This window comes from Pseudodesulfovibrio thermohalotolerans (assembly GCF_021353295.2).
Classification (GTDB): domain Bacteria; phylum Desulfobacterota; class Desulfovibrionia; order Desulfovibrionales; family Desulfovibrionaceae; genus Pseudodesulfovibrio; species Pseudodesulfovibrio thermohalotolerans.
Window position 1 is genome coordinate 2039761 of record NZ_CP120635.1, and the last position, 25467, is coordinate 2065227.

Sequence of the window (25467 nt, forward strand, 5' to 3'; positions counted from 1 at the left end):
AAGGCGCGCTGCTTCGACAACGCGCCTTTTTTTGTTTTTCAGCCGGATCCGCGACGGTTTCGGCTCCGGCAACCATTAGGATTACTACATGACTCTCTATGCATTGTTCGGCGCCATCGAGCAGGGATTCGCCTACGGCCTCATGGTCATCGGTGTATACCTGACCTTTCGAGTGCTCGATTTCCCGGATCTCACCGTTGACGGCAGCCTCCCTCTTGGTGCGGCCGTTTCAGCCATGGCCATTACTTCCGGCTACTCCCCGCTCCTGTCCATTTTCATGGCCGCTGGAGCCGGACTTCTGGCGGGAATGGTCACCGGCATCCTGAACACGAAGTTCAAGATCCTCCATCTGCTCGCTTCCATCCTGACCATGACGGCACTCTATTCCATCAACCTGCGGGTGATGGGGCGGCCCAACATGGCGCTACTCGGGCAAGAAACCGTGGTGGACAAATTCGTCGGTCTTTCCGGCCTGCTGCCGCAATACGCCACCCCACTGCTCTTCGCCCTCATCTGCCTGGCCGTGGTGGCCGCGCTGATCTGGTTCCTGCACACCGAGCTTGGACTGGCCTTCCTGGCCACGGGCGACAACCAGCAGATGATTACCAGCCAGGGCGTGAACACCGACAACATCATTATCTTCGGCGTGGGCCTGTCCAACGCCTTGGTGGCCGCGTCCGGGGCGTTGGTGGCGCAGAATCAGGGCGCGGCGGACGTGAACATGGGCGTGGGCTCCATCGTCGCCGGGCTTGCCTCGGTCATTCTCGGCGAGACCGTGTTCGGCGACAAGACCATCTCCCGTGCGCTCATTGCCGCCCTGCTCGGCTCGGTGCTCTACCGTATCGCCATCGGCCTGGCCCTGGGGCTGAAGCTCGGCTCCTTCTCCATCACTCCCAGCGACCTGAACCTGATAACCGCCATTCTGGTGGTCTTCGCCCTGATTATGCCCAAGATGAAACGCAAGTTCCTTGCAGGGAGGTCCAAATGATCTCCGTCTCCGAAGTGACCAAAGCCTTCAACAGGGGCGACGTCAATGAGGTCACCGCACTCAGCGGGGTGAACCTCGAAGTCAAGGATGGCGATTTCATCACCATCATCGGCTCCAACGGTGCCGGAAAGTCCACGTTCCTCAACGCCCTCGCCGGGTCGTTCCCCGTGGATTCCGGCCGGATCGTCCTAGACGGCCAGGACATCACCAAGTGGCCGGAACACAAGCGCGCCTCGCTCATCGGCCGAGTCTTTCAGGACCCGTTGCTCGGTACATGCGCCGGAGCGACCATCGAGCAGAACTTGGCCATGGCCAACAAGCGTGGCATGTTGCGCGGGCTCTCCCGAGGCGTCAAAAACAGGGACCGCGAGTTTTTCCGCGAAAAACTGTCCATCTTGGGGCTCGGCCTTGAAGACCGCCTGAAGACACATACCGGCCTGCTTTCTGGTGGCCAACGGCAGGCCCTGACCATGCTCATGGCAACTCTGGTCAGACCTCGCGTGCTCCTGCTCGACGAACATACCGCCGCCCTGGACCCCAAGACTGCGGGCATGGTTCTGGGACTGACCGAGGAGATCGTCGGCTCCCTCAACCTGACGACCCTCATGGTGACCCACAACATGAAACAGGCTATCGCCCTGGGCAATCGGCTGATAATGTTCCATCGCGGCCAGGTGGTGCTGGACATCGAAGGCGAGGAAAAACGAAATCTCAAGGTCGAAGACCTCTTGGAACGCTTCTCGCGTCTGCGCGGGGACGAAGGTGTCTCCGACCGCATGTTGTTGGGTTGAGGCCGGTGCGGGCTTCAATCCACATGCTGGCAAATCGGTGCCGACAGGTATAAGACAGTAACTGACAAACGGAGGCTTACATGGCTATTGAAAAGACCTTTTCCATCATCAAGCCCGATGCGGTCGAGCGCGGCCTCATCGCCGAAATTCTGAAAATGATCACCGACTCCGGCCTCAAGATCAAAGGCTTGAAAATGATTCACATGGACCGCGCAAAGGCCGAAGGCTTCTACGCCGTGCACAAGGAACGCCCCTTCTTCGGCGAGTTGGTCGATTACATGATCTCCGGCCCGGTGGTGGTTTCCTGTCTCGAAGGCGAAAACGCCATTGAACGGTACCGCACTCTCATGGGGGCAACCAATCCGGAGAACGCGGCCGAGGGCACCATTCGCGCTACGTACGGCCAGAGCATCCAAAATAACTCCTGCCACGGTTCAGACGGTCCCGACACCGCCAAGACCGAGGTGGCATACTTCTTCAACGACGACGAGTTGGTGGGATAATGACAAAGAAAATCGGGTTCATAGGCGTAGGAAACATGGGGTCCGCCATCGCCAGGGGGCTGGCCTCCCGCGATGACATCGAACTGCACGGAGTGGACTTCAACAAGGCCAATCTCGAAAAGCTCAACAAGGAATTGGGGCTTATCGTGCAGGAGAACGCGACCGACCTCGCCAAGGCGTGCGACTACATTGTCCTGGCCGTCAAGCCGCAACATGCCGAACCCGTGGTCAAGGAGTTGACGCCCCTGCTGGACATGAGCAAATGCCTGATCGCCATCTGCGCGGGCATCCCCCTGTCCACTTACGAGGATTGGACGGAAGACCGTTGCCCGGTTGTGCGCATCATGCCCAACACCCCGGCCCTGGTGGGCCATGGCGTGTCGGCAGTCTGCCTGGACAACCATAATCTGACCGACGAGAACAAGGCGCTGGTTCCCGAACTCTTCGCCTCGGTCGGCCAGGTGCACATTCTGCCGGAAAAGCTCTTCGACGCCTTCACCGGCGTTATCGGTTCCGGCCCGGCCTATGTCTTCTATTTCATGGAGGCCCTGATCGAGTCCGGAGTGGCCTTGGGCCTTACCCGGGCGCAGTCCGTGGATATGGTCAAGGGGTTGTTCCTCGGCTCCGCCGTCATGGCCGACAAGAGCGAACACTCCGTGTCCGAACTTCGTGAAATGGTCACCTCCCCCGGAGGGACGACCGTTCGGGCTCTCATGCACTTCGACCGGCAGGCTCTCAGAGGCGACATCATCGACGGCGTCTTCGAGTGCTACTATCGGAGCATGGAACTCGGCGAAAAGTAATATCAACTCCAGCGCAAAGAGAAAGAAAAGCCGTTAACGGCAGCCGCGCTTTCGCACGGTCATTTCTCCTTGAATTTAACGGGTTGCCGGTTTTTTACCAGCAACCCGTTTTTTGCATATCGAATCCGTTTGACCTGAAAAAAATTCATCACGCCCCCACATATCGCGGATGGCCAGGCGCGACACGGAGGCTCATTCCGGGAGTGCGTTCAAATAGGCAGCCTTTCCCCCCTCGGGAATCGTCAAACAAAAAATAACAGTCGGATCAATCCAAGGGCAGGGATCAACACCAATGCGGTCCGTGTGCCGGTCTTTCGGGTCAGCGCAAAAAGCGTGCGAAGCATTTCCCGTGTCCACGGATGCCCTTCCGGGCCGAGAACAGGTTTTTCCTTCACCTTGCCGAAATAAACGGTAGGCCCGCCCATCTGCCCTTCAAGGAGCCAGGCTGTAGCGGCCATGGGCCAGCCGGCATTGGGACTTTCCATCTTGACGGCGTCGGCGCGAAACCGGCTTTTGGCCATAGCGGCATTCAGCCCGAGCCTCCCGCCTGTGAAAAGGAGAAGAAACGCCGTAAGTCTTGCCGGAATCCAAGCCAGAAGGTCGTCGGTCAATGCCCCACCCTGCCCAAGATCGCGGAAACGATCCGTGCGATAGCCCCACATGGAGTCCATGGTGCTGACGGCCTTGTAGGCCCACATGCCGCCGGGGCCGAAGAGCGCGAGATAAAACAGGGGCGCGGTGAATCCGTCGTTGAGATTTTCGCTGACGGTCTCGGCCAGGGTGCGGCGAATGTGGGATTCGTCCAGTTCGGCGGTTTCACGGCTGACAAGCATGGACAACGCACGTCGCGCACCGGAAAGGTCCCCGGAATCGAGAAACGCGGTCACCTTTTTGGCCTCGCGCATAAGACAGCCCAGGGCCAATCCGGCGTAAGCGAAATATACGGCCAGCATCGGGCCAAGGTATGAAATGCGAGTGAATGTGCTCACGGTAAACCAGGCGAGCCCGGAGAAAAGCACAACAGCGGTCCAGCCTGCCGCTCGAAGATTTACGCCAAGACGACGAACGATGGATTCGTAGAGATCAAGGCCTTTGCCGATGATCCGAACCGGATGTGGAAACCCTGCCGGGTCGCCCAAAAAACGATCCAGCAGAACGGCGGCTACAGGTACGAGAAAAACGGCGGTGAGTTGATCCATGAGCGTAAAAAGGGCCGGGAAGAGATACTCTTCCCGGCCCTGTGTTGTGTCTAGTTTTCGAAGTAGGACCTGAGGAGCGCGCTTCGTACAGGGTGGCGAAGCTTGCGCAACGCCTTGGCTTCGATCTGGCGGATGCGCTCACGGGTGACGTTGAAGAGCTTGCCGACCTCCTCAAGGGTATGGTCGGACTTTTCGCCGATTCCGAACCGCTTGCGCAGGACCTGCTCCTCACGAGGGGTCAGGTCGGACAGGACCGAGGCGATCTGTTCGCCGAGTTTGGTGGAGACCACTTCCTCGGCGGGCGCGGTGGCCTTCTTGTCTTCAATGAAATCGCCCAGGCTGGAATCTTCCTCGTCGCCGATGGGGGTTTCGAGGGAAATGGGTTCCTTGGCGATCTTGAGCACCTTCTTGACCTTTTCGAGCGGATAATCCATGCGCTCGGCGATTTCCTCGGGAGAGGGGTCGCGGCCCAGCTCCTGCACCAGGTATCGAGAGGTGCGGATAAGCTTGTTGATGGTCTCGATCATGTGCACCGGGATACGGATGGTCCTTGCCTGGTCCGCGATGGCGCGGGTGATGGCCTGGCGAATCCACCAGGTCGCATACGTCGAGAACTTGTAGCCGCGCTGGTATTCGAACTTGTCGACCGCCTTCATCAGGCCGATGTTGCCCTCCTGAATCAGATCCAGGAATTGCAGGCCGCGGTTGGTGTACTTCTTGGCGATGGACACCACCAGGCGGAGGTTGGCGCGGATGAGCTCCTGCTTGGCCCGACTTGCGGTCCGGTTGCCGGACTTGATCCGCCACAGGACCTCTTCGAGGTCGTGTACCGAGTGGCAGCATTTGTCCTGCAAGCGGGTCATGATCTCCAACTTGCCCGCCAGCATTTCCTTGAAGGAGAAGAACTCCTCCACGGTCATGCCGAGCTGGTCGGCGGCTGCCACAGGGTTGATCTCGCGATCGTCCACCTGCTTGAACAGCTCTTTTATCTCGGCTTTGGTCATGCCCACGGACAAAACATAGGCGGACAGATCGCGCTGACAGTTGTGCATCTGCCGAACGTAATCGTTGACCGTCTCGATGATCCGATCGATGAGGGTCTTTTCAAGCTTGATGTCGCGCAGCCGGGTGACGATCTCTTCCTTGTAGCTGAGAATCTCCTGCTGAACGCCGTACACGCGCTTGTCCAGGCAGGCGCAGTAGTCTAGCTTGTCGTAGATTTTTCTTTTCTTCTGATAGAGCTTCTTGATCTCGGCGAGCAGAAAGATGACCCGCTGACGCTGGTTCATTTCATCTTCGGACGGATCGTCCTCCTCGATGGTCTTGACCACGTCCTTGAGCTTGATGCGGCCGTCTTCGAGGTCTTCGCCCACGGCGATCAGCTCCTCGACGGCCACAGGCACTTCCACCAGGGAGTACAGGACGTCCATCTCGCCGTTTTCGATCTTCTTGGCGATAACGACTTCGCCTTCGCGGTCCAGAAGCGGAACGGCTCCCATTTCGCGCAGATACATCCGCACAGGATCGGTGCTTCGCGAGGCATATTCCGTGGAATCTTCTTCGTTATCTTCGAATTCCAATTCCTTGTCGTCTTCTTCTTCGGTCAGCTTCTTGCCCGAATCATCCGAATCCACCAAGGCGATATCCATCTGATCGAAGATGGCATGAATTTCCTCAAGCTGCTCCGGACTGGTGCAGTCCGAAGGCAAAGCCTTGCTCAGCTCCTCGTATGTCAGGAATCCCTTTTTCTTACCTTCGGCGATAAGAGCTTTGATCTGTTGGATTTCCTTAATGTTGCTCATCTTCCCTCCTGCGAGATTCCTTCAAGGCCAGTAGTTGCAACGCCCTTTCGGTGTCCCCGCTCTGCTGTGCCTGTCGTATGGCCTCTGTGAGCTGGCGCATGTCCAGCTTTTGCTGTTCCTGCGCGATTGTGCGACAAATATGATTCCATTCCGCCAGCAGTTCCCGGCCGGAGAGGGTTTCTTCATGCAGTTCTTCGCGGCATTGGATGTAGAAGCCTTTTTCCTGTTCGTTCAGCAGGCTCGCGACATGGCCTTGCTGCGTCGTTTCGAGCTTCTCCCACAGTGCCTGCGCCCAAGGGGTGCGAAGAATCTGACTCAGTCCTCTTTTGGCCAGTTCCGGCATATAATCCGGATACTGGATCGTAAACCGTAGAAAATACCTATCATCAGCATAGTCCTTGCCGACGCCCATGGCCGGTTGCTGGGCGGCTCGCTGCATTTGTCGAGGCTGCTGCCGTACGGTGCGCTGTTGCGGTGCCGCTGCACCCGCGTCGCGCCTGAAATCAGCCTCCGACAACCCGAGCCCGCTCACCAGACGGGGCAGGTAATACGCCCGCAAGGACGGGTCGGACAATTCCGACAAAAAACTCTTGGCCCAAGCCATGATATCCCTGGGGGCGTATTGCTCCCGCAGGGTGTTCATACAAAAGGTCAATCCATCCGGGGCCTCGTTCATGCAGACCTCGAATCCTTCCGCTCCCCTGGTCTGGAGCAGACTGTCCACATCCTCGCCGTCCGGCAAGAGGATGGCCTTGCAGGCCACGCCCTGCAACAGGATCATCCTGCTGGATTTCATGGCCGCCTTTCGTCCCGCTCCGTCGCCGTCGAAGACCAGGTCCACACGCGAACAGAATCCGGCCAGCCTCTTCACCTGATCGGCGGTCAGGGCAGTGCCCAAAACGCCGCAGGAGTCGGTGTAGCCGAACTGATGGAGCGATATGACATCCATGTATCCTTCGGTCAGGATGGCCCGCTTTGTGCGGGTCATGGTGGACCGGGCCAGGTTGAGCCCATACAAGTGGTCGCCCTTCTTGTATATAGGCGTATCCGAGCTGTTCAGATACTTGGGTTCTCCATCAGTAATAATTCTACCGCCAAAAGCAATAACCCGGCCCGACAAATTTTGTATGGGGAAGATCAATCTTCCACGGAACCTATCGTATATATTGCCTTTATCGTTTTTTGACAAAAGACCGGCTTCGACCCCGGATTCAGGACTTCTGCCCTTGGTGCGCAGGAAATTGTCCAATCCGTGCCAATCGTCGGGCGAATAACCCAGCCCGAACTTGGCTATCATTTCCGGAGTCATCCCCCGGTTGGCGAGGTAGCGGCGGCAATGATCCCCGGATGCCAGGGACAGGTTCCGCTGAAAAAAACTGTTGGCCTCGTCGTGCATATCGAGAAGCATCTGCTTCCTGGCCTTGCGTTCCGCAGCGTGCGGATCGCGCGGGGCGGACCCCAGCTCCACACCGCACTCGGCGGCAAGCTGTTCCAAGGATTCCCGAAAATCCAGTCCGTTGATGCGGCCGTAAAAATCAATGACGTCGCCCGACGCCTGACAACCGAAGCAATAGAAGAAGCCCTCTTCGTCGTTCACGGACATGGAGGGCTTTGTTTCCTGATGAAACGGACATGCGCCCATCCATCGGCCTGAAACGGGTTTCAGGTCGACATACCGACGCACGATATCCGATATGTTGATTCGGGCCTTAACGGCCTCGACATCACTTCTGTCCACCTATAGCCTCCGGCAACGCCACTATTTGAGCGTCACTTCGGTCATTCCGTCCCCGCCCCGGTCTTCCGGAGCCAGGGTGAAACTTTCCACCGCCGGGTAATGCTTCAGAAATTCGTGGACTTCCCGCCGGAGCGCACCGGTCCCCCGACCGTGCACGATCTCCAGTTTGCCCGCGCCCTTGCGCAAGGCTCTGTCCAGTGCCCGCTCCAACTCGCTAATGGCTTCGTCCGCCCTATTGCCGCGCAGGTCGATTTCAACCACCAAATCGCTCGGGGACGGAGTCTTTGCCCGAGGCTTCGAAGCCTCGGTGGCAACCTTGTCGGCCGGTCCCAGGTGCTCGGTCTTGACCCACATTGCCACTCCGCCGATGTCGACCTTGGCCTGCTTCTTTTTCCCGTTGATTTCCAGCACGGTACCCGACTTGTTCCATGCCGGATACGATACTTTTTGGCCCGGGACAATATCCGAGAAAGAAAAGACGGGGTCTTTTTTGCGTTCCGGGACAACGTCCTCAATGCGCAGCCGAGCCTCATGGAGCTTCTTGCGAGCCTCTTTCTGGCCGATACGCTCGCTTTTCCACTGCTTGACGACTTCCTGCGCCTTGGTCTGGACATCCTTGAGAATCCGGGTGCGTTCCTTTTCGAATTTCTGTTCGAGATTCGCCCGCTTCTTCTCTATGCGAAGGCGCTCGTCTTCAATGGCGTCCAGTTCGGCTTCTTTTTTCACGGCCATGGCGTTGAGGCGGTCCAGCACGGCGGAGGTGTCGGAACCGTCCAGCAAAAGATATTTCTCGGCCCGTTCCAGTATCGCGGAGGGCAGGCCATGTTCGCGGGCCACGTCCAAGGCAATGGACGCGCCAACCTGGTCGTAGGCAAGCCTGAACAGCGGCTTCTTAGTGTTCGGGTCAAAGAGGACGCTGGCGGCCCGGACGCCCTTGGTGGCCATGGCATAGGCCTTGAGGGCCGGAAAATGAGTCGCCGTAAAGGCGGTGGCCCGCTTCTCCATTAGCGAATCAATGACAGCCTGGGCCAGGGCCGCGCCCTGTGTCGGATCGGTGCCCGCGCCAAACTCGTCGAGAATGAACAGGGAGCGTTCGTCCACCATGTCCCAGACCCGCCGCAGGTATTGAATCTGGGCGGTAAAGGTGGAAACGTTTTCCTCCAGGGATTGTTCATCACCCATGATGACGAAAATATCGCGCCACATAGGCAGGGAGCTGCCTTCCGCAACCGGAACCGGGAGTCCGGAAAAAACCATCAGGCCGATGAGCCCCATGGTCTTGAGGCAGACCGTCTTGCCGCCCGCGTTGCCGCCGCTGACGATCATGGCTTTCTGGTCGTCCAGCAGCTCGATGTTCACCGGATGGACCGATTCGTCGGTCAGGGCCAAGAGCGGATGACGGGCCTTGAGCAACTTCGGCGCGCCCTCCTCCTCTACATAGATGGTCCGGCCGTCATAGGCGGCGGCCAACTGGACCTTGGCCATGAGCACATCCAGCGTGACCAGCCCGTCGTAAGCTTCGCGCACCTGATCCTGTTCCTGGCGAACCAGGGAGGTAAGGTATTGAAGGACCTTGTATTCTTCGGCCCGTTCCTCGCGCTTCAACTCCTGAAGCCTGTTGTTGGTCTCCACCAGGAAAAGGGGCTCGAAATAACAAGTCTCGCCGGTTTGCGAGTAGTCGTGGATAATGCCCTTGGTCTTGTTCTTGTAGTTCGCCTTGATGGGCATCACGTACCGATCGGACGAGATGGTCATGAACTCGTCCTGCATGGCCGCGCTCATGTTTTCCTGAAGGATAAAATCCTTGACCCGTTTGGTGCAACGCTGATGGATGGACCGGATCTCCTGGCGCACGGCCAGCAGGTCCGGAGAACTTTCATCCTTGATCTGCCCTTCGGCGTCGAGACAACGGCCGATGCCGGACACGGTCTTCTGCGGCCAGGCGTAAGCGAAGAGTTCCTCTTCGAGCACATCCCAACCGCGGTCGGGAAATCCGGTCAGAGAATCCCGGGCGTCCCGGGCCAGATCGAGAATAATCTTGAGAGCAAAGAGCGCGTCCTGGTCGAGTACCGCCAGTTCACTTCCCAAATGCGGGAAGATGCCGCCGAGCTCGGGGAAAGGACGCATGCGGAAGCCGGACTCGCCCACCCAGGCCGCAGCCTGATCGAACAGGGAACCTGCCCGCCGTACGGCCGCGAGGGTATCGTAAGGGCGGATGGCCGAGCACGCGTCAACACCGGGTTCGGACACGGCGAAACCGGACAGTGCCCCAAGAATCTTGGGGAACTCCAATACTTGGAAAGTTCTGGACTCCATGGATGAGCCGGGCTGTTGAAAATTCAAGAGAGCTTGGACTTTACCAGTCCGCTGGCCTTTTTGCCGTCGATCTGTCCCTTGTACGCACCGAGCACGGCCTGCATCACCTTGCCCATGTCGGCCATGGAAGATGCTCCAAGGTCGGCAATGGCCTTGTCGATGGCGGCGGAGAGGTCCTCGTCGGAGAGCTGCTTGGGCAGATACACTTCGAGGGCGGCGAGTTCTTCGGCTTCGACCTGGGCAAGGTCGTCCCGTCCCGCTTTGGAGTACTGGTCAAAGGAGTCCTTGCGCTGCTTGACCTGCTTGGCGATGAGATCGAGAACGATCTCGTCGGAAAGGTCTTGCGCCTTATCCTCGACCATACGGTTTTTAATGGCCGTCTTGAGATGTCTCAAGACGGCCACTTTTACCGTAGCTTTGGCCTTATAGGCCTCTATGTAGTCTTTGTCTATTTGCTTTGACAGACTCATAATCTACATGCTGCGCATCTTGCGCATTTTTTTGGCGAGCCTCTTCTTGGCGGCAGCTTTCTTTTTCTTCTTCTGCACGCTGGGCTTCTCGTAGTGCTGACGTTTCTTCAGCTCGGACAGAATTCCGGCCTTCTCGACCTGCTTCTTGAAGCGACGCAGGGAGATGTCGAAATTGTCGTTATCGTCAAAATACACTCCGGGCAATGAGAATCACCTCCTCGGTGAACCGCCCGCTCTTTGTCGGGCTGGCGAAATAAGAGACACTTGATATATACAAAAATCAGAAAAAGCAACCATAAAAAGCGGACAAGGCAAAAAAACGGACATGAAAAAAGGGCCGTCCGGCAATGCGCGGGCAGGCCCTTTTGATATCGTTGATGTCCGGGGACTAGTGTTCCGCCTTTTTCGCGTCACGCAGGGACTGCAGGACCGTGACCGTCAGGGCGACTCCGATTACGCCGAGGACGATATACAGAACGCCGAAGAAGACGAAATGGTCAGGCATCCACCAAGGAAGATCCATTGGCAGCGGGCTGTGAACGGTTTCACCGTGAATCATCATATTATCTCCAGGCTAGTTGACGGCATCCTTGAGAATCTTGCCAGGACGGAACTTGACGACCTTGGTCTCGGGAATCTTGAGTTCGAGACCAGTGCGGGGATTGCGTCCCACGCGGGCTTTGCGGAGCTCCACGACGAAGGTGCCGAACCCGGTCAGGGTAAGCTTGCCTTCGGAAACCAGAGTACTTTCAACGGCCTCCAGGAACGCATTTAGCGCGCGCTCGGCATTCGCTTTGGTCAGATTGGCCTTTTCCGCAATTTTGACAACCAATTCAGCCTTTGTCATCAGTCCTTCCTCCTCGGTGAAATAATAACCTGATGGTATTAGTTAAGTGCAGCCAGAGCACAAAATATTTTTTGCACCCTGTTTCCGTCACCAACTCACCTCTTGGCCTTTAAATGAACTTTCGAGCCGTGTCCAGCCCGAGTGTCGGAAAAAGTCGAAAAAAACTACGCTATATGGTGCTTTCTGGCCATTTCGTTCCCGCATTTTTCGCGCTTGGCGCAGCCCTTTCCACACCACTGAGGATCGGTATCCAACGGGAACTTGTGAAAAATTGTACTAATATATTAAGGAAAGTGAACGAAATTGCGTTGGAGTAAGGTTTTCCGGCCGCAACGAAGGGCTCACGCCCTCTTTTTGGAACCATTCTTCGATTTCCGGCTTCATACGCTTCCGCAGGATGGTCGAAATCTGTTTGCGCCGCTGTTGAAAAAGAAGCTTGACGAGCCCGGACAGCCTCTCCCGATCCACGGGGCGGTCCGTCAGCGGGAACGGATCGAAGCGGACAACGGCCGAGTCGACCTTGGGGCGGGGGCGGAACACCGTGGGCGGCACCTTGAAAAGATACCGGGTATCGCAATAGTTCTTCACCCAGGCGGTAAGTCCGCCGTAAGCCTTGGTACCGGGTTCGGCAGTCAGTCTCAGGGCCACTTCATGCTGCACCATGAACACCGCCCGCGAAAGAGTCTCCACCTTGCTGACGATGTCCCAGATAAGCTTGGAGCCGACATTGTACGGGAGATTCCCGATGATCTTGCACGGACCAGTGTCGTTCAATTCATCCCAGGGGAACTTGAGGGCGTCCGTTCTCACCACGTCCAGGCCGGGCCAGCGTTCTGCGAGCCTATCAGCCAGATCATAGTCCATCTCCAGCGCGCGAAGCCTGCGCGCCCCGGTTTCCACCAGGTGTTCGGTCAACGCGCCCTGCCCCGGCCCTATTTCTATAATATAATCGTCTGCGGACGGCGCCAAGGCGTCCACGATCTTGCGGCAGATGTTCGGGTCGGTCAGGAAGTTTTGGCCAAGGCTTTTCTTGGCCCGATGCGGCGGGTCTTGTCGTGGCATGTGTGTTCTCCGTTGCACACGGATAGCGAAAGCCCGCCCGGCTGGCAACAGCATTGACACATTCTCCATGAAAAACGTATGAATCCTCGGTATTCATTCCATGAGGAGGATTCATGAATTTACGTCATTATGTGCGGGACATCCCGGACTATCCCAAAAAAGGGATCACTTTTTACGATATCACGCCTATTCTGAGCTCCCCCAAGGCGTTCGGCTACGTCATCGACCAAATGTACGAAAAGTACAAGGACCTCGGGATTAACAAGATAGTGGCCGCCGACGCGCGAGGATTCATCTTCGGCGCGCCCCTGGCGCTTAAGATGGACGTCAGCTTCGTGCCCATCCGCAAACCCGGAAAACTGCCGTTCAAGAACCGTTGCGTCACCTACGATCTCGAATACGGCTCCGATACTCTTTGTATGCATGTGGACGCCATTGAGGAAGGCGACAAGGTCCTGCTTATTGATGACCTGCTCGCCACGGGCGGTACGGCGGAAGGCATGATAAAGCTGGTCCGTGAGGCTGGCGGCGATATCGTTGGTGCGGGCTTCGTCATCCAGCTTTCTTTCCTGGATGGAGATGAGGTCATGCGCGCGGCCGATGTAAAACATGATTTTCTCCTGGAAATCGAATAGGAAGGCTCAACCATGACCAAGATAGGGATCATCGGGGGCAGCGGTCTGGACAATCCGGACCTGTTGCGAGACGCCCGAGACATTGAGGTGGACACCCCATTCGGCAAGCCCTCCTCCCCGTTGAAGACGGGAACCATCGCGGACCGGGAAGTGGTCCTCCTCGCCCGGCACGGCCGCGAGCACACCATCCCGCCCACCTTCGTCAATTATCGGGCTAACATCCGGGCTCTTCAGGACGCAGGCTGCACCAGCATTCTGGCCACCACGGCCTGCGGCTCCCTGCGTGAGGAGATCGACCGGGGCCACCTGGTCATCCTGGATCAGTTCATCGATTTCACCCGACACAGGCCGGTTTCCTTCTTCGAGGAATTCCAGCCGCATGGAGCCGTGCACACGGCCATGGCCGATCCGTTCGACGAGAATCTGCGCGGCCTGTTCAATCGGGCGTGCGACAAGCTCGGCCTGATTCATCACAAAACAGGCACGGTCATCACCATCGAGGGTTCACGGTTCTCCACCAGGGCCGAGTCCAACATGTTCCGCCTGTGGGGGGCGGACGTCATCAACATGAGCGTCGCGCCGGAGTGCATCCTGGCCAACGAAGCGGGCCTGCCTTACGGCGCCGTGGCCATGAGCACGGACTACGACTGCTGGAAGACCGACGAGGCTCCCGTCACCTGGGAGGAGATTCTCGAAGTCTTCAAAGGCAACGTGGAAAAGGTCACGTCGCTTTTGGTCGAAGTCATTTCCAGCATGGATTAACGCATGTCCACTCCCGCCGCAAAAGCCACTCCTGCTGCCTGCGACCTGCTGGTCCGTGCCGACGCCATCGTCACCCAGGACGACGAACGGCGCGTCCTGACAGACGCGGCCGTTGCCGTGCGCAACGGACTTGTGCTTGAAACGGGCGATTACACGGACCTTGAAGCAAACTACGAACCAGCCCGGCGGCTGGACATGTCGGGCAAGATGCTCCTGCCCGGATTGGTCAATGGGCACACACACCTGCCCATGACTCTGTTGAGAGGATTTGCCGACGACCTTCCGCTCATGGAATGGCTGGAGCGGCATATCTGGCCGGTTGAAGCGCATCTGGACGAGGACTTGCTCCGCATCGGCGCTCAACTGGGCTGTGCCGAACTCATCCGCACGGGATGCACGGCCTTCATGAACGGCTATTTCCATGAACACGTCACGGGCGAAGCCGCATCGAACTGCGGCCTGCGAGCGGTCCTAGGCGAGGGATTCTTCAACTTTCCCTCTCCCTTCTTCCCCTCTGCCGAGGCGTGCTGGGAAACCATACTGAAACTGGAGGGCCGGTTTCGCGGCGATCCGCTGATCCGCACGGTGGTCACGCCCCATGCTGCCTTCACCGTGTCGCCCGAGATTCTCAAGGCGAGTTTCGAGTTGGCCGAGAAGTTGGATGTCCCATGGCAGACCCATCTGGCCGAATCCCCCACGGAAACGTCCGCTTGCCAAGGCAAATACGGTATGCGCCCGGTCGAAATCCTGCGCAGGAACGGTCTCCTTTCACCGCGCGCGACCCTGCACCATTGCGTGGACGTGACCGACGAAGAGATCGGGCAGCTTGCCGGGGCCGGGGTAAACGTGGTCCACAATCCGGCATCAAACCTGAAACTCTGCTCCGGCATGTCCCCGGTGCAGAAGATGCTCGACGCAGGCGTCAACGTGGGCCTGGGCACGGACGGCGCATCGAGCAACAACCAATTGAACATGTTCCGCGACATGGGGCTGGCCGCCCTGCTGGGCAAGGTGCGCATGGGAGACGCCTCGGCGGTAAACGCCCAGACCGCCCTGGACATGGCAACCCGCCGCTCGGCCCGCTGCATCGGCTGGCCCGAGCTGGGCCGGATCGAGGCGGGATACCCGGCGGACATGATCGCTCTGGATCTTTCCTCGCCCAATCTCATGCCCGTGTTCAGCCACGTATCCCACGCGGTCTACGCCGCGACAGGCATGGAAGTGTGCATGACGATGGTTGCGGGCGAGGTATTGTACCTGTATGGCGAGTTTCGGACCCTTGATATCAGCGGCCTTCGCAAGGAAGCGACACGGTGCGCAAAATGGGTTCGGCACGCCTCCGAAAACTGAAAAAGACAGCAAATAGCTTGACAACACCCACCATGGGTGCATATCGAAGTCTGCTCTTGCACCAATATGAAATTACGTATGCCGCTGGCATCCTGTGAGCCGCATTATTTTTAGGAGGAAGGCACGACATGGCCAAGAAAAAAGGTATCGTTTCCCTGGAAGGCGCCGTAAAGACCGATGAAGGTCTGACTTACAAGGGCGTCATCATGGAACCCGTTGATGAAAAGTGCGAAGGTTGCGATCGTATCGTTCCCTTCGAAGACGTTAACTACTGCCCGACCTACGCCCATCCCTCCCGCAAGTGGGCAAGCGGCGTGTGCAACTTCGCCACTCACGTGCGCGCAGAGATGGACAAGGCCGGCAAGGTCAAGGTCAACCCGCTGAAGGCTTCCAAGCGCGCCGCACGCGGTCGGTAGACCTCTGCAAGCAGAAAAGGCGGGGCGATGTCCCCGCCTTTTTTTTGTTTGTGCAAGCTGATTTTTGAGCTAGCTTCATCGAAAACTACATGGGAGGTCTCATGGACGCGCTCTTTTCCGAATTGGACAACCAGACCGAGAAGGTTGTCGAACTACAGACCAAACTCACGGCCATTCCCGCACTTGGTCCCCGCAATGGCGGCGAAGGCGAGAAAGCCAAGGCCGATTTCCTGCTCGACCATCTCAAATCCATGGGCATTGAAGACATCCGCGAGTACAACGCGCCCGCTTCCGACGTGCCCTGCGGCTACAGGCCCAACATCGTTGCCGTCATCCCCGGCAAAAACACGGAAAAGACCCTGTGGATCATCTCCCATATCGATGTGGTCCCTCCGGGAGACCTCGGCCTTTGGAATTCCGATCCTTACACCGTTCAGCGCGACGGCGACACCTTGATCGGCCGGGGCGTCGAGGACAACCAGCAGGGCATGGTCTCTTCCATTCTGGCCGCTCAGGCTCTGCTTGACCTCAAGATCACCCCCGAGATCAATCTGGGTCTCATTTTTGTGTCCGACGAAGAGACCGGTTCCGGCTTTGGCCTGGAATACATGGTCGACGAGCACGAAGACATCTTTCGCAAGGATGACCTGTTCCTTATCCCAGACTCCGGCGAACCCTCTTCCGAAATGGTCGAAATCGCCGAAAAGTCCATGTTCTGGCTCAAGGTCACCGTCATCGGCAAGCAGTGCCACGCCTCCACTCCGGCTCAGGGGATCAACACCATGTATCCCAGCGCGGAACTCATTCTGCGCATCAAGGAACTGGAAGCCCTGTTCCCGGCCGAGGATTCGATTTACAATCCGCCCTGCTCCACTTTCCAGCCGACCATGCGCGAAGCCAACGTGGCCAACGTGAACACCATCCCGGGCCGGGACGTGTTCTACGTGGACAGCCGCGTCATGCCCGAATACGAGCTGGACGACGTTCTCGCCTCCATCAAGGGCTTTGCCGCCGAGGTCGCCGAGAAATACGGTGTGACCATCGAGTGCGAGCCCGCCCAATGGGAGCAGGCCGCTCCGGCCACTTCGGCCGATACCGAGATCGTGGCCCGGACCATGGCGTCCGTGCGCAAGATATATAACAACAATCCGCGCACCGTTGGCGTCGGCGGCGGCACTGTTGCGGCCATCCTGCGTCGCAAGGGCTATCCCGCCGTTGTCTGGTCCACCTTGAACCACGCCGCGCATCAGCCCAACGAATGGTCTTCCATCAAGAGCACCATCAACGACGCCAAAGTCATGGCGGACATGCTGCTGACCAAATAGCGGCGACGAGGAATCATGCAGCGCAAAGGACCGATCCCTGCCAAGTTCGACCTTATTGTGGTCGGCGCTGGCCATGCCGGTTGCGAAGCCGCCATGGCCTCGGCCCGGCTCGGCCTTAAGACTCTGCTGTTGACCATCAACGTCGACCGCATAGGGCATCTCTCCTGCAATCCGGCCATCGGCGGCCTCGCCAAGGGGCACATGGTCAAGGAGATCGATGCCCTGGGCGGCATGATGGGACTTTGGGCAGACGCCGCAGGCATCCAATTCCGCATTCTGAACACGAGAAAGGGCCCGGCCGTACGATCGAGCCGGGCCCAAATCGACCGCGCCCGCTATATGCAGGCGGTCCAGGGTTCCGTGTTCTCACAGGAAAACCTGTGGGTGTTCCAGGACATGGGCGCGGCGGTGCTGACCGAAAACGGCAAGGTGTCGGGACTGCGCACCGAATTGGGCGAGGTGTTCCCGGCAAAGGCCGTACTCCTGACCACCGGCACATTCCTGCGCGGCCTCATGCACGTCGGCCTGGAACATTTCAGCGGCGGACGCATGGGTGATCCGGCCGCCAACTCCCTGTCCGCCAACCTGCGCGAGCTCGGTTTTGAACTGGGGCGCCTCAAGACCGGCACTACCCCCCGCCTGCTTCGGGACTCCATAGACTTTTCGGCCATGCAGGAGCAGCCGGGCGACAATCCGCCCGTGCCCTTCAGCTTTCGCAACAAAACCGTCCCCCTGCCGCAGGTCTCCTGCTGGCTGACCTACACCAACGAGCAGGCCCACGAAGCCATTCGCTCGGGGTTCGACCGTTCGCCCATGTTCACCGGGATCATCGAAGGGACCGGAGCGCGCTATTGCCCCTCCATCGAGGACAAGGTGGCCAGGTTCCCCGAAAAGAATCGGCACCAGATTTTTGTCGAGCCGGAGGGGCTGGACAGCCCGGAGATGTATCCGAGCGGCATTCCCACCAGCTTGCCCTTCGATGTCCAGAAGAAGATGATCCGTGCCATTCAAGGCCTTGAGAACGCCCAAATCGTTCGGCCCGGCTACGCCATCGAATACGATTTTCTGCCTCCCACCCAGCTCAAGCCCACCTTGGAGACCAAAGCGGTCCCCGGGCTTTTCTGCGCTGGCCAGATCAACGGAACTTCCGGCTACGAAGAGGCCGCGGCCCAAGGATTGTGGGCCGCCCTGAACGCGGCCTGCAAACTGCGCGGGATGGAGCCGTTTCTGCTCTCCCGTGACCAGGCGTATATGGCCGTGCTGGTGGACGACCTCGTGACCAAGGGTACCGAAGAGCCCTACCGTATGTTCACATCCCGCGCCGAGCACAGGCTCTTGCTTCGTGAAGGCAATGCGGACGAACGGCTTACGCCGCTGGGCCGCGATTTTGGCCTCGTTGACGACAACCAATGGCGGTTGTTCTCGGACAAACGGGAAAGACTTCAAGCAATCCTTGAAGTCATGCATTCCGTCCGCATCAAGCCCGACGCGCCCACGCGGGAAATTCTCAACGATATCGGCGCATCCGTTCCGGGTAAAGCGGTGCAACTGGCTGCCTTGCTTCGCCAACCGCAGATGGAAATCGGCCGACTGGCCGCGTTTCTCCCCGAGCTGGCCGATGCGGACGAGGAAGTGCTGCGCGAAGCCGAAGTCCAGGTCCGCTACGAAGGCTATCTGGTCAAGCAGGAGGAACTGGTGGCCAAGTTCAAGTCCCTTGAGGGCAAGATCCTGCCCGAAGACCTGGATTATTCCTCTGTTTCCGGCCTGACGCGTGAGGTCGTGGAAAAATTGACCCGCATACAGCCCCGGACGCTGGGCCAGGCCGGGCGTATTTCCGGCGTTACTCCTGCTGCACTGTCCTGCCTCGAAATCCACTTGAAAAAACTCGGCCTATCGTAACAGATCATTCCTTTTCGCGAGTTGACAGGGTGTCGCAGTCTGTCTAAATACATGAATATCGATGCGACATTCGCACGAAAATGGATCTGCGCAATGCGCATCGTTTTTGAACCCCTTCAAGGAGTCTGGTCTTGGACGAAGGTTCCGACAGTCGATTTCGCAATATTTTTAAGAAATTATTTGGCAATAACGATCATCAGATAGAGGAACACATCCTCGAAGCCAAGGCTGACGGCGAGCTGGAAAGCCATGAGGTTTCCATGCTCCTGAATGTTCTGGGACTGGACCAGAAGCTCGTGGAAGAGATCATGGTTCCGCGCACGGACATGGTTTGCGCAGACGCGACAAGTACCGTCAAGGACGTGGCCGAGATCATCTTCAGCCAGGGCGCACACTCGCGTATTCCCATCTTCCAGGATAACAAGGACCATATTTTCGGAGTGGTCCACGCCAAGGATCTCCTAGAGCCGCTGCTCAATGGCCAATTGGACCGGCTTGTGGTGGATCTGTTGCGGCCTGCCTTTTTCGTGGCCGACAACAAGCCCCTGGACGAGGTGCTGGCCTATTTCAAGAGGGAAAAACTCCACATGGCGATCGTCCAGGACGAGTACGGCGGAACGTCCGGCATGGTGACCATGGAGGACGTCCTCGAAGAGATCGTCGGCGAAATCTCTGATGAATACGATGAACAGCGTCCCGACGAAATCCAGGATTTCCCGGACGGAACTTTCGTCGTGTCCGGTCGCGCGCCTCTGGAAGACGTAAACCGCAAGTTCGGCCTTGATCTCGAAAGCGAGGAAGTGGACTCCATCGGCGGCTATCTGGCGGCCATGGCAGGCAGTATTCCCGAGCAGGGTTCTATTTACACCTTCTCCGGGTGGCGGTTCACCATCATGGAGGCTGACGAACGACAGATCTGGACCATCAAAGTCGAACCTTTGGGGCAGATGTAGACCGTGCTCAAGCTGGTTCTTTTCGCGACCGTGGGCGCCTGGATAGGCTTCGCCAATCCGCTTTTCCATTTTCCCGCGGCCGCTCTCGCCTTTCCCCTTGGGCTGGCCTGGATTGGGCTGAGGGCGACCTCCGGCGGCCGCAGCTTCCGATTCGGTTGGCTGGCCGGAACGCTCGCGGCCACAGGCTGCTTCTATTGGATGGTTATTCCGGTACAGATATACGGCGGCCTGCCCTGGTTCGTGGCCCTGCCGTGCCCGGTCCTTCTGGCCGCGTTCATCGGCCTGTATTTCGGTTTATTCTCCTACGGCATTCACCATGCAGGCAAGCTCATCGACGGCATTCCCCTCTGTCTCCTGGCCGGGTTCGCCTGGTCCAGCATGGAAATGCTCATGGGCAGCCTGTTTTCCGGCTTCCCGTGGATGACCCTGTCCTCGGCTTTCGCGTCCTGGCCTTTTGCGGTTCAGGGCGCTTCCCTTGTCGGGGCGTTCGGTCTGTCCGGTGTGTTTGCCGCCCTCGCCACAGCCATCCTGCTTTGCTCCACGTACCGAAGCTCACTCTGGCTTGCCGTGGGCCTGTCGGTCTTCATCGTCGGGTTCGGCTTCTACCGCACCGACACCTTTGATGTGGGCACCCGCGACTACATGGTCAGCATGGTTCAGGGCAACGTGGACCAGGGACAGAAATGGATTCCATCCTATCAAGCTAAAACCATCAAGAAATACGGCAAACTGAGCATTGAGGCCATCACCGCCGAACACCCCAAGGTTATCATTTGGCCTGAAACAGCCATGCCTTTTTATCTTCAGGATCCGACTCCCCTTCGCAAGGCGATCGAAACGCTGGCCCGCGAAACCGACACTCCGATCATCACGGGCTCGCCCGCTTATCGCGTGACTGACATGAAGACCAACGCCTATGTCCTCTACAACCGCGCATGGCTAATGGATTCGACAGGGCGAACCACCCAGTATTACGACAAGGAGCACCTTGTTCCGTTCGGGGAGTACATGCCTTTCGAGGAATGGGTGCCCTTCGAGAAGCTTGTTCAGGCTGCGGGCAACTTTCAGTCGGGCGAGGACAACAGGCCGCTCAAGCTCAACGGCGTTGCGCTGGGGATGCTCATCTGCTATGAAGCCATCTTTCCGGAACTCGCCCAGCAACAGGTGGAGCGAGGTGCCAACGTGCTGGTAAACATCAGTAACGACGCCTGGTTCGGCAACACTTCCGCCCCAGGACAGCATCTCGATCTGGCCACCATGCGGGCAGTTGAGCAGGGACGCTGGCTGGCGCGCTGCACCAACACCGGCATTTCCGCGTTCATCGACCCGGTGGGACGCAGGGCCGCTGAGGCCGATCAATTCCGGGCGAAAACCCTCAGCATGAAAATCGCTGCCATCAAGGCGAATACCGTGTATCATGCAATCAGCCGCAGGCTGGAAGTCTTTGTGTATGTCATGACCGTGGCCGCCTTTGGCTTCATCGCCTATGCGGCCAGACGAAATAAAGGAATTACTGAATAATGTTGGAATATCCCGAACTCAAAGCCGCCTCCGCGGACCTCATCGAACAATACGAATCCCTTTGGGGGCGTCTTTGACTACGCCGAGACCAAAACGCGGCTCGACGAGATAGAAAAGGAACTCTCCAAGCCCGGGGCATGGGATAACCCCGAGGCCCTCACTCCGCTGCTCAAGGAAAAGAGCCAGCTTTCGTCAAAACTCGAAATGTATGATGGATTGTCCGAAGCCAAGGACGATCTGGACGCCTGGCTTGAACTTGCCCATGAAGACCCGGAGGAAGAATCCCTGGCCGCCCTGAACCAGCAGGTGGGCCTGCTCAAGGAACGTCTGTCCGGCATCGAGTTGGCGACCATGTTCGCCTTCGAGCACGACAAGGGCAACGCCATCCTCGAAATCCATCCCGGCGCGGGCGGCGTCGAGTCCCAGGACTGGGTTGAAATGCTGCTGCGCATGTACAACCGATACGCCGAACGCAAGGGATTCAAGGTCACTCAACTCGACTACCAGGCGGGCGACGAGGCGGGCGTCAAGTCCGTAACCCTTCAAATTGAAGGACTTTTCGCCTACGGCCTGCTCAAAGGCGAGACCGGCGTGCATCGACTCATCCGCATTTCCCCCTTCGACTCTTCGGGGCGGCGGCATACCTCCTTCGCCTCGGTGGACGTCTACCCCGACATGGACGACGACATCGAAATCGAAGTCCGGGACGAAGACCTGCGCATCGACACGTTCCGGTCGAGCGGCCCCGGCGGGCAGTCGGTGAACAAGACCAGCTCGGCCGTGCGCATCACCCACATCCCCACGGGCATCGTGGCCCAGTGCCAGAACGAGAAATCCCAGCACCGCAACAAGGCCACTGCCCTGCGCCTGGTCAAGGCCCGCCTGTACGAACAGGAACTCAAGAAGATCGAAGAAAGCCGCAGGCAGGACTACCAGTCCAAGGGAGCCATTGCCTGGGGAAGTCAGATACGGACGTACACGCTGCAACCGTATCGCCTGATAAAGGACCACCGATCCAACTGCGAAAGCGGCAACGTGGACGCCTTTTTGGATGGGGATCTGGACGAAATGATCAGAAACTACCTATTATTCATCCATGCCCACGGACAAAAAGATTAATTTCCCCGAGCCCGCGCTCGCGTCGGAACTCTCCTCGCTCCAAAAGGAGCTGTGCGAGCATTACAACGAATGCAGCGCCCCGCTCAACCAGGCCGTCTGGATTTTTAGGCTCCTCAACGGAATGTCGCCCGAGGATTGGGACGCCTTTGCCGCCGAGCACGACCTCGGGCAATGGCTCTCGCTGCCCATCGACAGCGATGCCTATCCGAACCTCAAGCGATTCCAGGAAACCCTGGAGAAGCTGGCCTATCAGACCGACCACGATCCCCTTACGGGGCTGGCCAACCGCCGGGCCTTCGACCGCATCTTGGATATCGAGATCGAGCGGTCCAAGCGTGCGCGCACTCCGCTTTCGCTGGCCATTTTCGATCTGGACGACTTCAAGCGCGTCAACGACACCTACGGACATCCCCAGGGCGACGAGGTCCTGCGCGCGTTCGCCGGTCACCTCAAAGCAACCACCCGACGTTATGATCTGGCCGCCCGATTCGGCGGCGAAGAGTTCGCTCTGGTCATGGCCGGGTCCGGTGTGGTCAGAGCGCAGAGAATGCTCGACCGCCTGCTCCACGAGTTCAGACAGCTCGAATTCACGACTCCGGACGGAAATGACGCCTTCAGGGTCACCTGCTCCGTCGGCCTCACCTGCTACAAGGGGAGCGTGAACATTACGGACAAGGAACTGATCAAAATGGCCGACGGTGCGCTCTATGACGCCAAGGCTGCGGGGAAAGATCAAATCAGGGTGTCCAGGCTTCCCTTTGCGGATAATGTCCCCAACGACACCCTGGTTCATGCCAACGAAAAGCAGTTCCTGTTTGGCGGGAAATAACGGAGACGGATAATGAACAACAATAAAACACTGAGCCTTTCGATCATGAGCGGCAAGGGCGGCGTCGGCAAGACCAACATCGTTCTCAACCTGGGGTACGCCCTGCACGCCATGAATATCTCGTCCCTGCTCATGGACTGCGACCTCGGGCTGGCCAATCTCGATGTCCTGCTCGGCATATCCCCCGACCGCAACCTGCACGATCTGCTTCAGTCCGGAGTGGACGCTGAAGATATCCTGGTTTCCATTGAAAACGGTTTTGATATGCTTCCCGCGACCAGCGGGGTGCCCGAACTGGTTGAGATGGATGAAGACTTCCAGGACATCCTGTTCAAGAAACTCATCACCCTGGCCGGCGAATACGACTTCCTCATGCTTGACCTCGGAGCGGGCATCAGCCACACGGTGCTTTCCCTTGCCTCGCTCACCCAATTGCGCGTGGTGGTCGTCACCCCGGAACCAACGTCGCTGACAGACAGCTACGCCATGATTAAGGTGCTGGCCACCCAGTACGGCGTGAAAGACTTTCTGGTGCTCATCAACCAGGCCGCCAACGCCAAAGAGGCCAAACTGACCTTTGAACGGCTTGACGCGGCCTGCCGCAATTTCCTGAACATCGAACTCCGCAACCTGGGCTTCGTGCATCAGGATCGCACCTTGGTCGAGGCGGTTCGCCACCAGACGCCGCTCCTGAAATTCGCCCCGCAGACCACTGCCAGCAAGGATATCGTCGGCATCGCCAAGAAACTTCTTCGGTACCGTGAAGACAACCTGAAACGGATAGCCGGACGCCCCATTTTGAAGAATTTCCCCTCGGAATGAAAATCAGGAAATAATGGTTGACGAAAAGAGCCATTTTTCGGCATAGTTAGTGAGAATTACGGAATTGATTCCTTTATTGTTACCTCGCAGGCCCATTGTCGGGACCAGCGGGAAATGCCTGTCTCAGGGGGAACACCATGAATAAGAGCGAATTGATCAAGGCTCTGTCGGAACAGAAGAAAATGCACGTTGACGAAGCCACCAAAGTGGTTGGAGCCTTCGTGGATTCGGTCAAGGAAGCCCTGCTTCGCGGAGACCGTGTGGAAATTCGCGGTTTTGGCAGCTTCAAGATCAAGGATTACGAAGGGTACACCGGGCGCAATCCCAAAACCGGGACCGTCGTTTCGGTCAAACCCAAGAAGCTTCCCTTTTTCCGTCCCGGCAAAGAGCTGAAGGAATATATAAACCAGTAGGATGCGACGACTTTCATACTGCCTTTTTCTGGCAGTTCTGGTCCTTGTGTGCGGCGACGCCCGTGCGCAGGGTTCTGTTCTGACCATCCTTTATTCGGCGAATACGTATGGCACGGTGCGGCCATGCCCCACCTGAGGCGGTAAAACCCTCGGAGGGGTGGCCCGTCGGGCCACGTATTTTATGGACGTTCATCATACCGACGCCCCAAGGCTGCTTGTTTCCGGCGCCTGGGAGTTTATGCGCCCGGCCTATGACCCTGAACCAGCGCGAACCTTGACGGATCTGAACAAGGCCTTCAACGCCATGCATTATGACGTTGGCCTGCTCTCCGCCCGGGAAGCCGAGACTCTCCGGGAAAACGGCGTAGTCCTCCAATCATGGAGAAAGAGCGCCAAGGAAGAGCCCTTCACCGTAGCGAAGATCAGGGACGGCCGCAAAGTCGGATTTCTGCGTTTCCCGTCCCTGCCCGACGGGATTGATGAAGCCCCCCAAAAACTCATAGCCCGTCTCTCGCGGCAAATACGCGAGAATCGCGACAAGGTGGATTTGATGATCGGCCTGTGCGACTGGGGCTGGGTAGCGGAAAATGCCTATCTCAAGTCCAATCCCGAGTACGTACCCGACATGCTTTTCGGCAGCGGCGGCGGATCGGGCATCAACGGACGGGTACTGGCCGATGGCCGATGTCTCTGGGTCCGCCCATACGACAAGGGGCGCAGCATATCCGAAGTCAATGTGCTGCAATGGCCGAAAAGAGAAAATTCATTTGCGTGGGACGAAGCGAAGAATTATACATCGGCATCCGTAGGCATTAACGACGCAATCAAGGACGATCCGAAAATTAACGCCCTCTTTCAATGAGGATGGTTGAAATTTCGGATAGCTACGTATACTTCAGGAGGA

At 58.0% G+C, this 25467-nt stretch carries 26 protein-coding genes; 17 read left to right on the top strand and 9 right to left on the bottom strand.

The features are described from left to right. The first annotated feature begins 88 nt into the window (after window positions 1-88). From LF599_RS09675 to proC, 4 genes are all read left to right on the top strand, one after another. Window positions 89-988 (top strand): ABC transporter permease, encoded by a 900-nt coding sequence (locus LF599_RS09675; RefSeq protein ID WP_279520590.1) that lies wholly within the window; start codon window positions 89-91, stop codon window positions 986-988. Further along, window positions 985-1779 (top strand): ABC transporter ATP-binding protein, encoded by a 795-nt coding sequence (locus LF599_RS09680; RefSeq protein WP_279520591.1) that lies wholly within the window; start codon window positions 985-987, stop codon window positions 1777-1779. The genes LF599_RS09675 and LF599_RS09680 overlap by 4 nt, the downstream gene beginning before the upstream one ends. Before the next feature lie 80 nt (window positions 1780-1859). Then, window positions 1860-2282, top strand: coding sequence for a nucleoside-diphosphate kinase (gene ndk / locus LF599_RS09685; protein ID WP_279520592.1), 423 nt, complete (start codon window positions 1860-1862; stop codon window positions 2280-2282). Continuing rightward, on the top strand, window positions 2282-3085 hold the full coding sequence (gene proC / locus LF599_RS09690) for a pyrroline-5-carboxylate reductase (RefSeq protein WP_279520593.1): 804 nt from the start codon (window positions 2282-2284) through the stop codon (window positions 3083-3085). The genes ndk and proC overlap by 1 nt, the downstream gene beginning before the upstream one ends. Window positions 3086-3327: 242 nt before the next feature. Here the strand turns inward: proC and cbiB are convergent, their stop codons facing one another. The 9 genes from cbiB to rsmA all read right to left on the bottom strand — a co-directional run bounded on the left by cbiB (window position 3328) and on the right by rsmA (window position 12519). Beyond that, window positions 3328-4284 carry an adenosylcobinamide-phosphate synthase CbiB gene (gene cbiB / locus LF599_RS09695; RefSeq protein WP_279520594.1) on the bottom strand — a complete coding sequence of 319 codons (957 nt, stop codon included), beginning with the start codon at window positions 4282-4284 and terminating at the stop codon, window positions 3328-3330. Between the two features lie 50 nt (window positions 4285-4334). Next, the gene (gene rpoD / locus LF599_RS09700) at window positions 4335-6086 is read right to left on the bottom strand and encodes an RNA polymerase sigma factor RpoD (protein WP_279520595.1); all 1752 of its coding nucleotides are present in this window, start codon (window positions 6084-6086) and stop codon (window positions 4335-4337) included. Further along, window positions 6073-7824 (bottom strand): DNA primase, encoded by a 1752-nt coding sequence (gene dnaG / locus LF599_RS09705; protein ID WP_279520596.1) that lies wholly within the window; start codon window positions 7822-7824, stop codon window positions 6073-6075. Before dnaG ends, rpoD begins: the two co-directional genes overlap by 14 nt. Before the next feature lie 21 nt (window positions 7825-7845). Beyond that, window positions 7846-10140 (bottom strand): endonuclease MutS2, encoded by a 2295-nt coding sequence (locus LF599_RS09710; RefSeq protein ID WP_279520597.1) that lies wholly within the window; start codon window positions 10138-10140, stop codon window positions 7846-7848. A gap of 23 nt (window positions 10141-10163) precedes the next feature. Next, window positions 10164-10610: a GatB/YqeY domain-containing protein gene (locus tag LF599_RS09715; RefSeq protein ID WP_279520598.1), complete on the bottom strand. Its 447-nt coding sequence runs from the start codon at window positions 10608-10610 to the stop codon at window positions 10164-10166. A 3-nt stretch (window positions 10611-10613) separates the two neighbouring features. Continuing rightward, entirely contained in the window at window positions 10614-10814 is a 201-nt protein-coding gene (gene rpsU / locus LF599_RS09720; protein WP_279520599.1) for a 30S ribosomal protein S21, read from the bottom strand. Between the two features lie 184 nt (window positions 10815-10998). Continuing rightward, on the bottom strand, window positions 10999-11172 hold the full coding sequence (locus LF599_RS09725) for a hypothetical protein (RefSeq protein ID WP_279523125.1): 174 nt from the start codon (window positions 11170-11172) through the stop codon (window positions 10999-11001). A 12-nt stretch (window positions 11173-11184) separates the two neighbouring features. Next, window positions 11185-11457 (bottom strand): HU family DNA-binding protein, encoded by a 273-nt coding sequence (locus LF599_RS09730; RefSeq protein WP_269942595.1) that lies wholly within the window; start codon window positions 11455-11457, stop codon window positions 11185-11187. A 276-nt stretch (window positions 11458-11733) separates the two neighbouring features. Next, the gene (gene rsmA / locus LF599_RS09735; protein WP_279520600.1) at window positions 11734-12519 is read right to left on the bottom strand and encodes a 16S rRNA (adenine(1518)-N(6)/adenine(1519)-N(6))-dimethyltransferase RsmA; all 786 of its coding nucleotides are present in this window, start codon (window positions 12517-12519) and stop codon (window positions 11734-11736) included. Window positions 12520-12632: 113 nt separating this feature from the next. Here rsmA and LF599_RS09740 point away from each other — a divergent pair, with 113 nt between their 5' ends. The 13 genes from LF599_RS09740 (at window position 12633) to LF599_RS09800 (ending at window position 25425) form a co-directional block, all read left to right on the top strand. Continuing rightward, a complete protein-coding gene (locus LF599_RS09740) occupies window positions 12633-13154 on the top strand; it encodes an adenine phosphoribosyltransferase (RefSeq protein ID WP_279520601.1) in 522 nt (173 codons plus the stop codon). Window positions 13155-13166: 12 nt separating this feature from the next. Continuing rightward, window positions 13167-13916, top strand: a complete 750-nt coding sequence (gene mtnP / locus LF599_RS09745) for an S-methyl-5'-thioadenosine phosphorylase (RefSeq protein ID WP_279520602.1) — start codon at window positions 13167-13169, stop codon at window positions 13914-13916. 3 nt (window positions 13917-13919) lie between these two features. After that, window positions 13920-15266: an amidohydrolase gene (locus LF599_RS09750; RefSeq protein WP_279520603.1), complete on the top strand. Its 1347-nt coding sequence runs from the start codon at window positions 13920-13922 to the stop codon at window positions 15264-15266. 128 nt (window positions 15267-15394) lie between these two features. After that, window positions 15395-15682: a PxxKW family cysteine-rich protein gene (locus tag LF599_RS09755; RefSeq protein ID WP_279520604.1), complete on the top strand. Its 288-nt coding sequence runs from the start codon at window positions 15395-15397 to the stop codon at window positions 15680-15682. Between the two features lie 101 nt (window positions 15683-15783). Continuing rightward, window positions 15784-17007, top strand: a complete 1224-nt coding sequence (locus tag LF599_RS09760; RefSeq protein ID WP_279520605.1) for a M20 family metallo-hydrolase — start codon at window positions 15784-15786, stop codon at window positions 17005-17007. Window positions 17008-17022: 15 nt separating this feature from the next. Then, entirely contained in the window at window positions 17023-18906 is a 1884-nt protein-coding gene (gene mnmG, locus LF599_RS09765; protein ID WP_279520606.1) for a tRNA uridine-5-carboxymethylaminomethyl(34) synthesis enzyme MnmG, read from the top strand. 131 nt (window positions 18907-19037) lie between these two features. Continuing rightward, window positions 19038-19859, top strand: a complete 822-nt coding sequence (locus LF599_RS09770) for a hemolysin family protein (RefSeq protein ID WP_269942593.1) — start codon at window positions 19038-19040, stop codon at window positions 19857-19859. 3 nt (window positions 19860-19862) lie between these two features. Continuing rightward, entirely contained in the window at window positions 19863-21380 is a 1518-nt protein-coding gene (gene lnt, locus LF599_RS09775) for an apolipoprotein N-acyltransferase (protein WP_279520607.1), read from the top strand. Beyond that, window positions 21380-22499, top strand: a protein-coding gene (gene prfB / locus LF599_RS09780) for a peptide chain release factor 2 (RefSeq protein ID WP_279520608.1) whose coding sequence is annotated in 2 segments (ribosomal slippage) — window positions 21380-21454 and window positions 21456-22499 — 1119 coding nt in all. Because the reading frame shifts where the segments join, the coding sequence is not laid out codon by codon here. The genes lnt and prfB overlap by 1 nt, the downstream gene beginning before the upstream one ends. Beyond that, a complete protein-coding gene (locus LF599_RS09785; RefSeq protein ID WP_279520609.1) occupies window positions 22477-23328 on the top strand; it encodes a GGDEF domain-containing protein in 852 nt (283 codons plus the stop codon). The genes prfB and LF599_RS09785 overlap by 23 nt, the downstream gene beginning before the upstream one ends. Window positions 23329-23340: 12 nt before the next feature. Beyond that, the gene (locus LF599_RS09790; RefSeq protein ID WP_279520610.1) at window positions 23341-24150 is read left to right on the top strand and encodes a MinD/ParA family protein; all 810 of its coding nucleotides are present in this window, start codon (window positions 23341-23343) and stop codon (window positions 24148-24150) included. A gap of 137 nt (window positions 24151-24287) precedes the next feature. Beyond that, a complete protein-coding gene (locus LF599_RS09795; protein WP_272699714.1) occupies window positions 24288-24563 on the top strand; it encodes an HU family DNA-binding protein in 276 nt (91 codons plus the stop codon). Between the two features lies 1 nt (window position 24564). After that, window positions 24565-25425 (top strand): UshA-like (seleno)protein family 2, encoded by an 861-nt coding sequence (locus LF599_RS09800; RefSeq protein WP_420705224.1) that lies wholly within the window; start codon window positions 24565-24567, stop codon window positions 25423-25425. Window positions 25426-25467: the final 42 nt, after the last annotated feature.

Excerpts from the sequence above, each read along its gene's own strand:
- LF599_RS09675 (WP_279520590.1), top strand. The coding sequence starts at position 89 with ATGACTCTCTATGCATTGTTCGGCGCCATCGAGCAGGGATTCGCCTAC.
- LF599_RS09680 (WP_279520591.1), top strand. The coding sequence starts at position 985 with ATGATCTCCGTCTCCGAAGTGACCAAAGCCTTCAACAGGGGCGACGTC.
- ndk (WP_279520592.1), top strand. The coding sequence starts at position 1,860 with ATGGCTATTGAAAAGACCTTTTCCATCATCAAGCCCGATGCGGTCGAG.
- proC (WP_279520593.1), top strand. The coding sequence starts at position 2,282 with ATGACAAAGAAAATCGGGTTCATAGGCGTAGGAAACATGGGGTCCGCC.
- cbiB (WP_279520594.1), bottom strand. The coding sequence starts at position 4,284 with ATGGATCAACTCACCGCCGTTTTTCTCGTACCTGTAGCCGCCGTTCTG.
- rpoD (WP_279520595.1), bottom strand. The coding sequence starts at position 6,086 with ATGAGCAACATTAAGGAAATCCAACAGATCAAAGCTCTTATCGCCGAA.
- LF599_RS09710 (WP_279520597.1), bottom strand. The coding sequence starts at position 10,140 with ATGGAGTCCAGAACTTTCCAAGTATTGGAGTTCCCCAAGATTCTTGGG.
- LF599_RS09715 (WP_279520598.1), bottom strand. The coding sequence starts at position 10,610 with ATGAGTCTGTCAAAGCAAATAGACAAAGACTACATAGAGGCCTATAAG.
- LF599_RS09725 (WP_279523125.1), bottom strand. The coding sequence starts at position 11,172 with ATGATGATTCACGGTGAAACCGTTCACAGCCCGCTGCCAATGGATCTT.
- LF599_RS09730 (WP_269942595.1), bottom strand. The coding sequence starts at position 11,457 with ATGACAAAGGCTGAATTGGTTGTCAAAATTGCGGAAAAGGCCAATCTG.
- rsmA (WP_279520600.1), bottom strand. The coding sequence starts at position 12,519 with ATGCCACGACAAGACCCGCCGCATCGGGCCAAGAAAAGCCTTGGCCAA.
- LF599_RS09740 (WP_279520601.1), top strand. The coding sequence starts at position 12,633 with ATGAATTTACGTCATTATGTGCGGGACATCCCGGACTATCCCAAAAAA.
- mtnP (WP_279520602.1), top strand. The coding sequence starts at position 13,167 with ATGACCAAGATAGGGATCATCGGGGGCAGCGGTCTGGACAATCCGGAC.
- LF599_RS09750 (WP_279520603.1), top strand. The coding sequence starts at position 13,920 with ATGTCCACTCCCGCCGCAAAAGCCACTCCTGCTGCCTGCGACCTGCTG.
- LF599_RS09755 (WP_279520604.1), top strand. The coding sequence starts at position 15,395 with ATGGCCAAGAAAAAAGGTATCGTTTCCCTGGAAGGCGCCGTAAAGACC.
- LF599_RS09760 (WP_279520605.1), top strand. The coding sequence starts at position 15,784 with ATGGACGCGCTCTTTTCCGAATTGGACAACCAGACCGAGAAGGTTGTC.
- mnmG (WP_279520606.1), top strand. The coding sequence starts at position 17,023 with ATGCAGCGCAAAGGACCGATCCCTGCCAAGTTCGACCTTATTGTGGTC.
- LF599_RS09785 (WP_279520609.1), top strand. The coding sequence starts at position 22,477 with ATGCCCACGGACAAAAAGATTAATTTCCCCGAGCCCGCGCTCGCGTCG.
- LF599_RS09790 (WP_279520610.1), top strand. The coding sequence starts at position 23,341 with ATGAACAACAATAAAACACTGAGCCTTTCGATCATGAGCGGCAAGGGC.
- LF599_RS09795 (WP_272699714.1), top strand. The coding sequence starts at position 24,288 with ATGAATAAGAGCGAATTGATCAAGGCTCTGTCGGAACAGAAGAAAATG.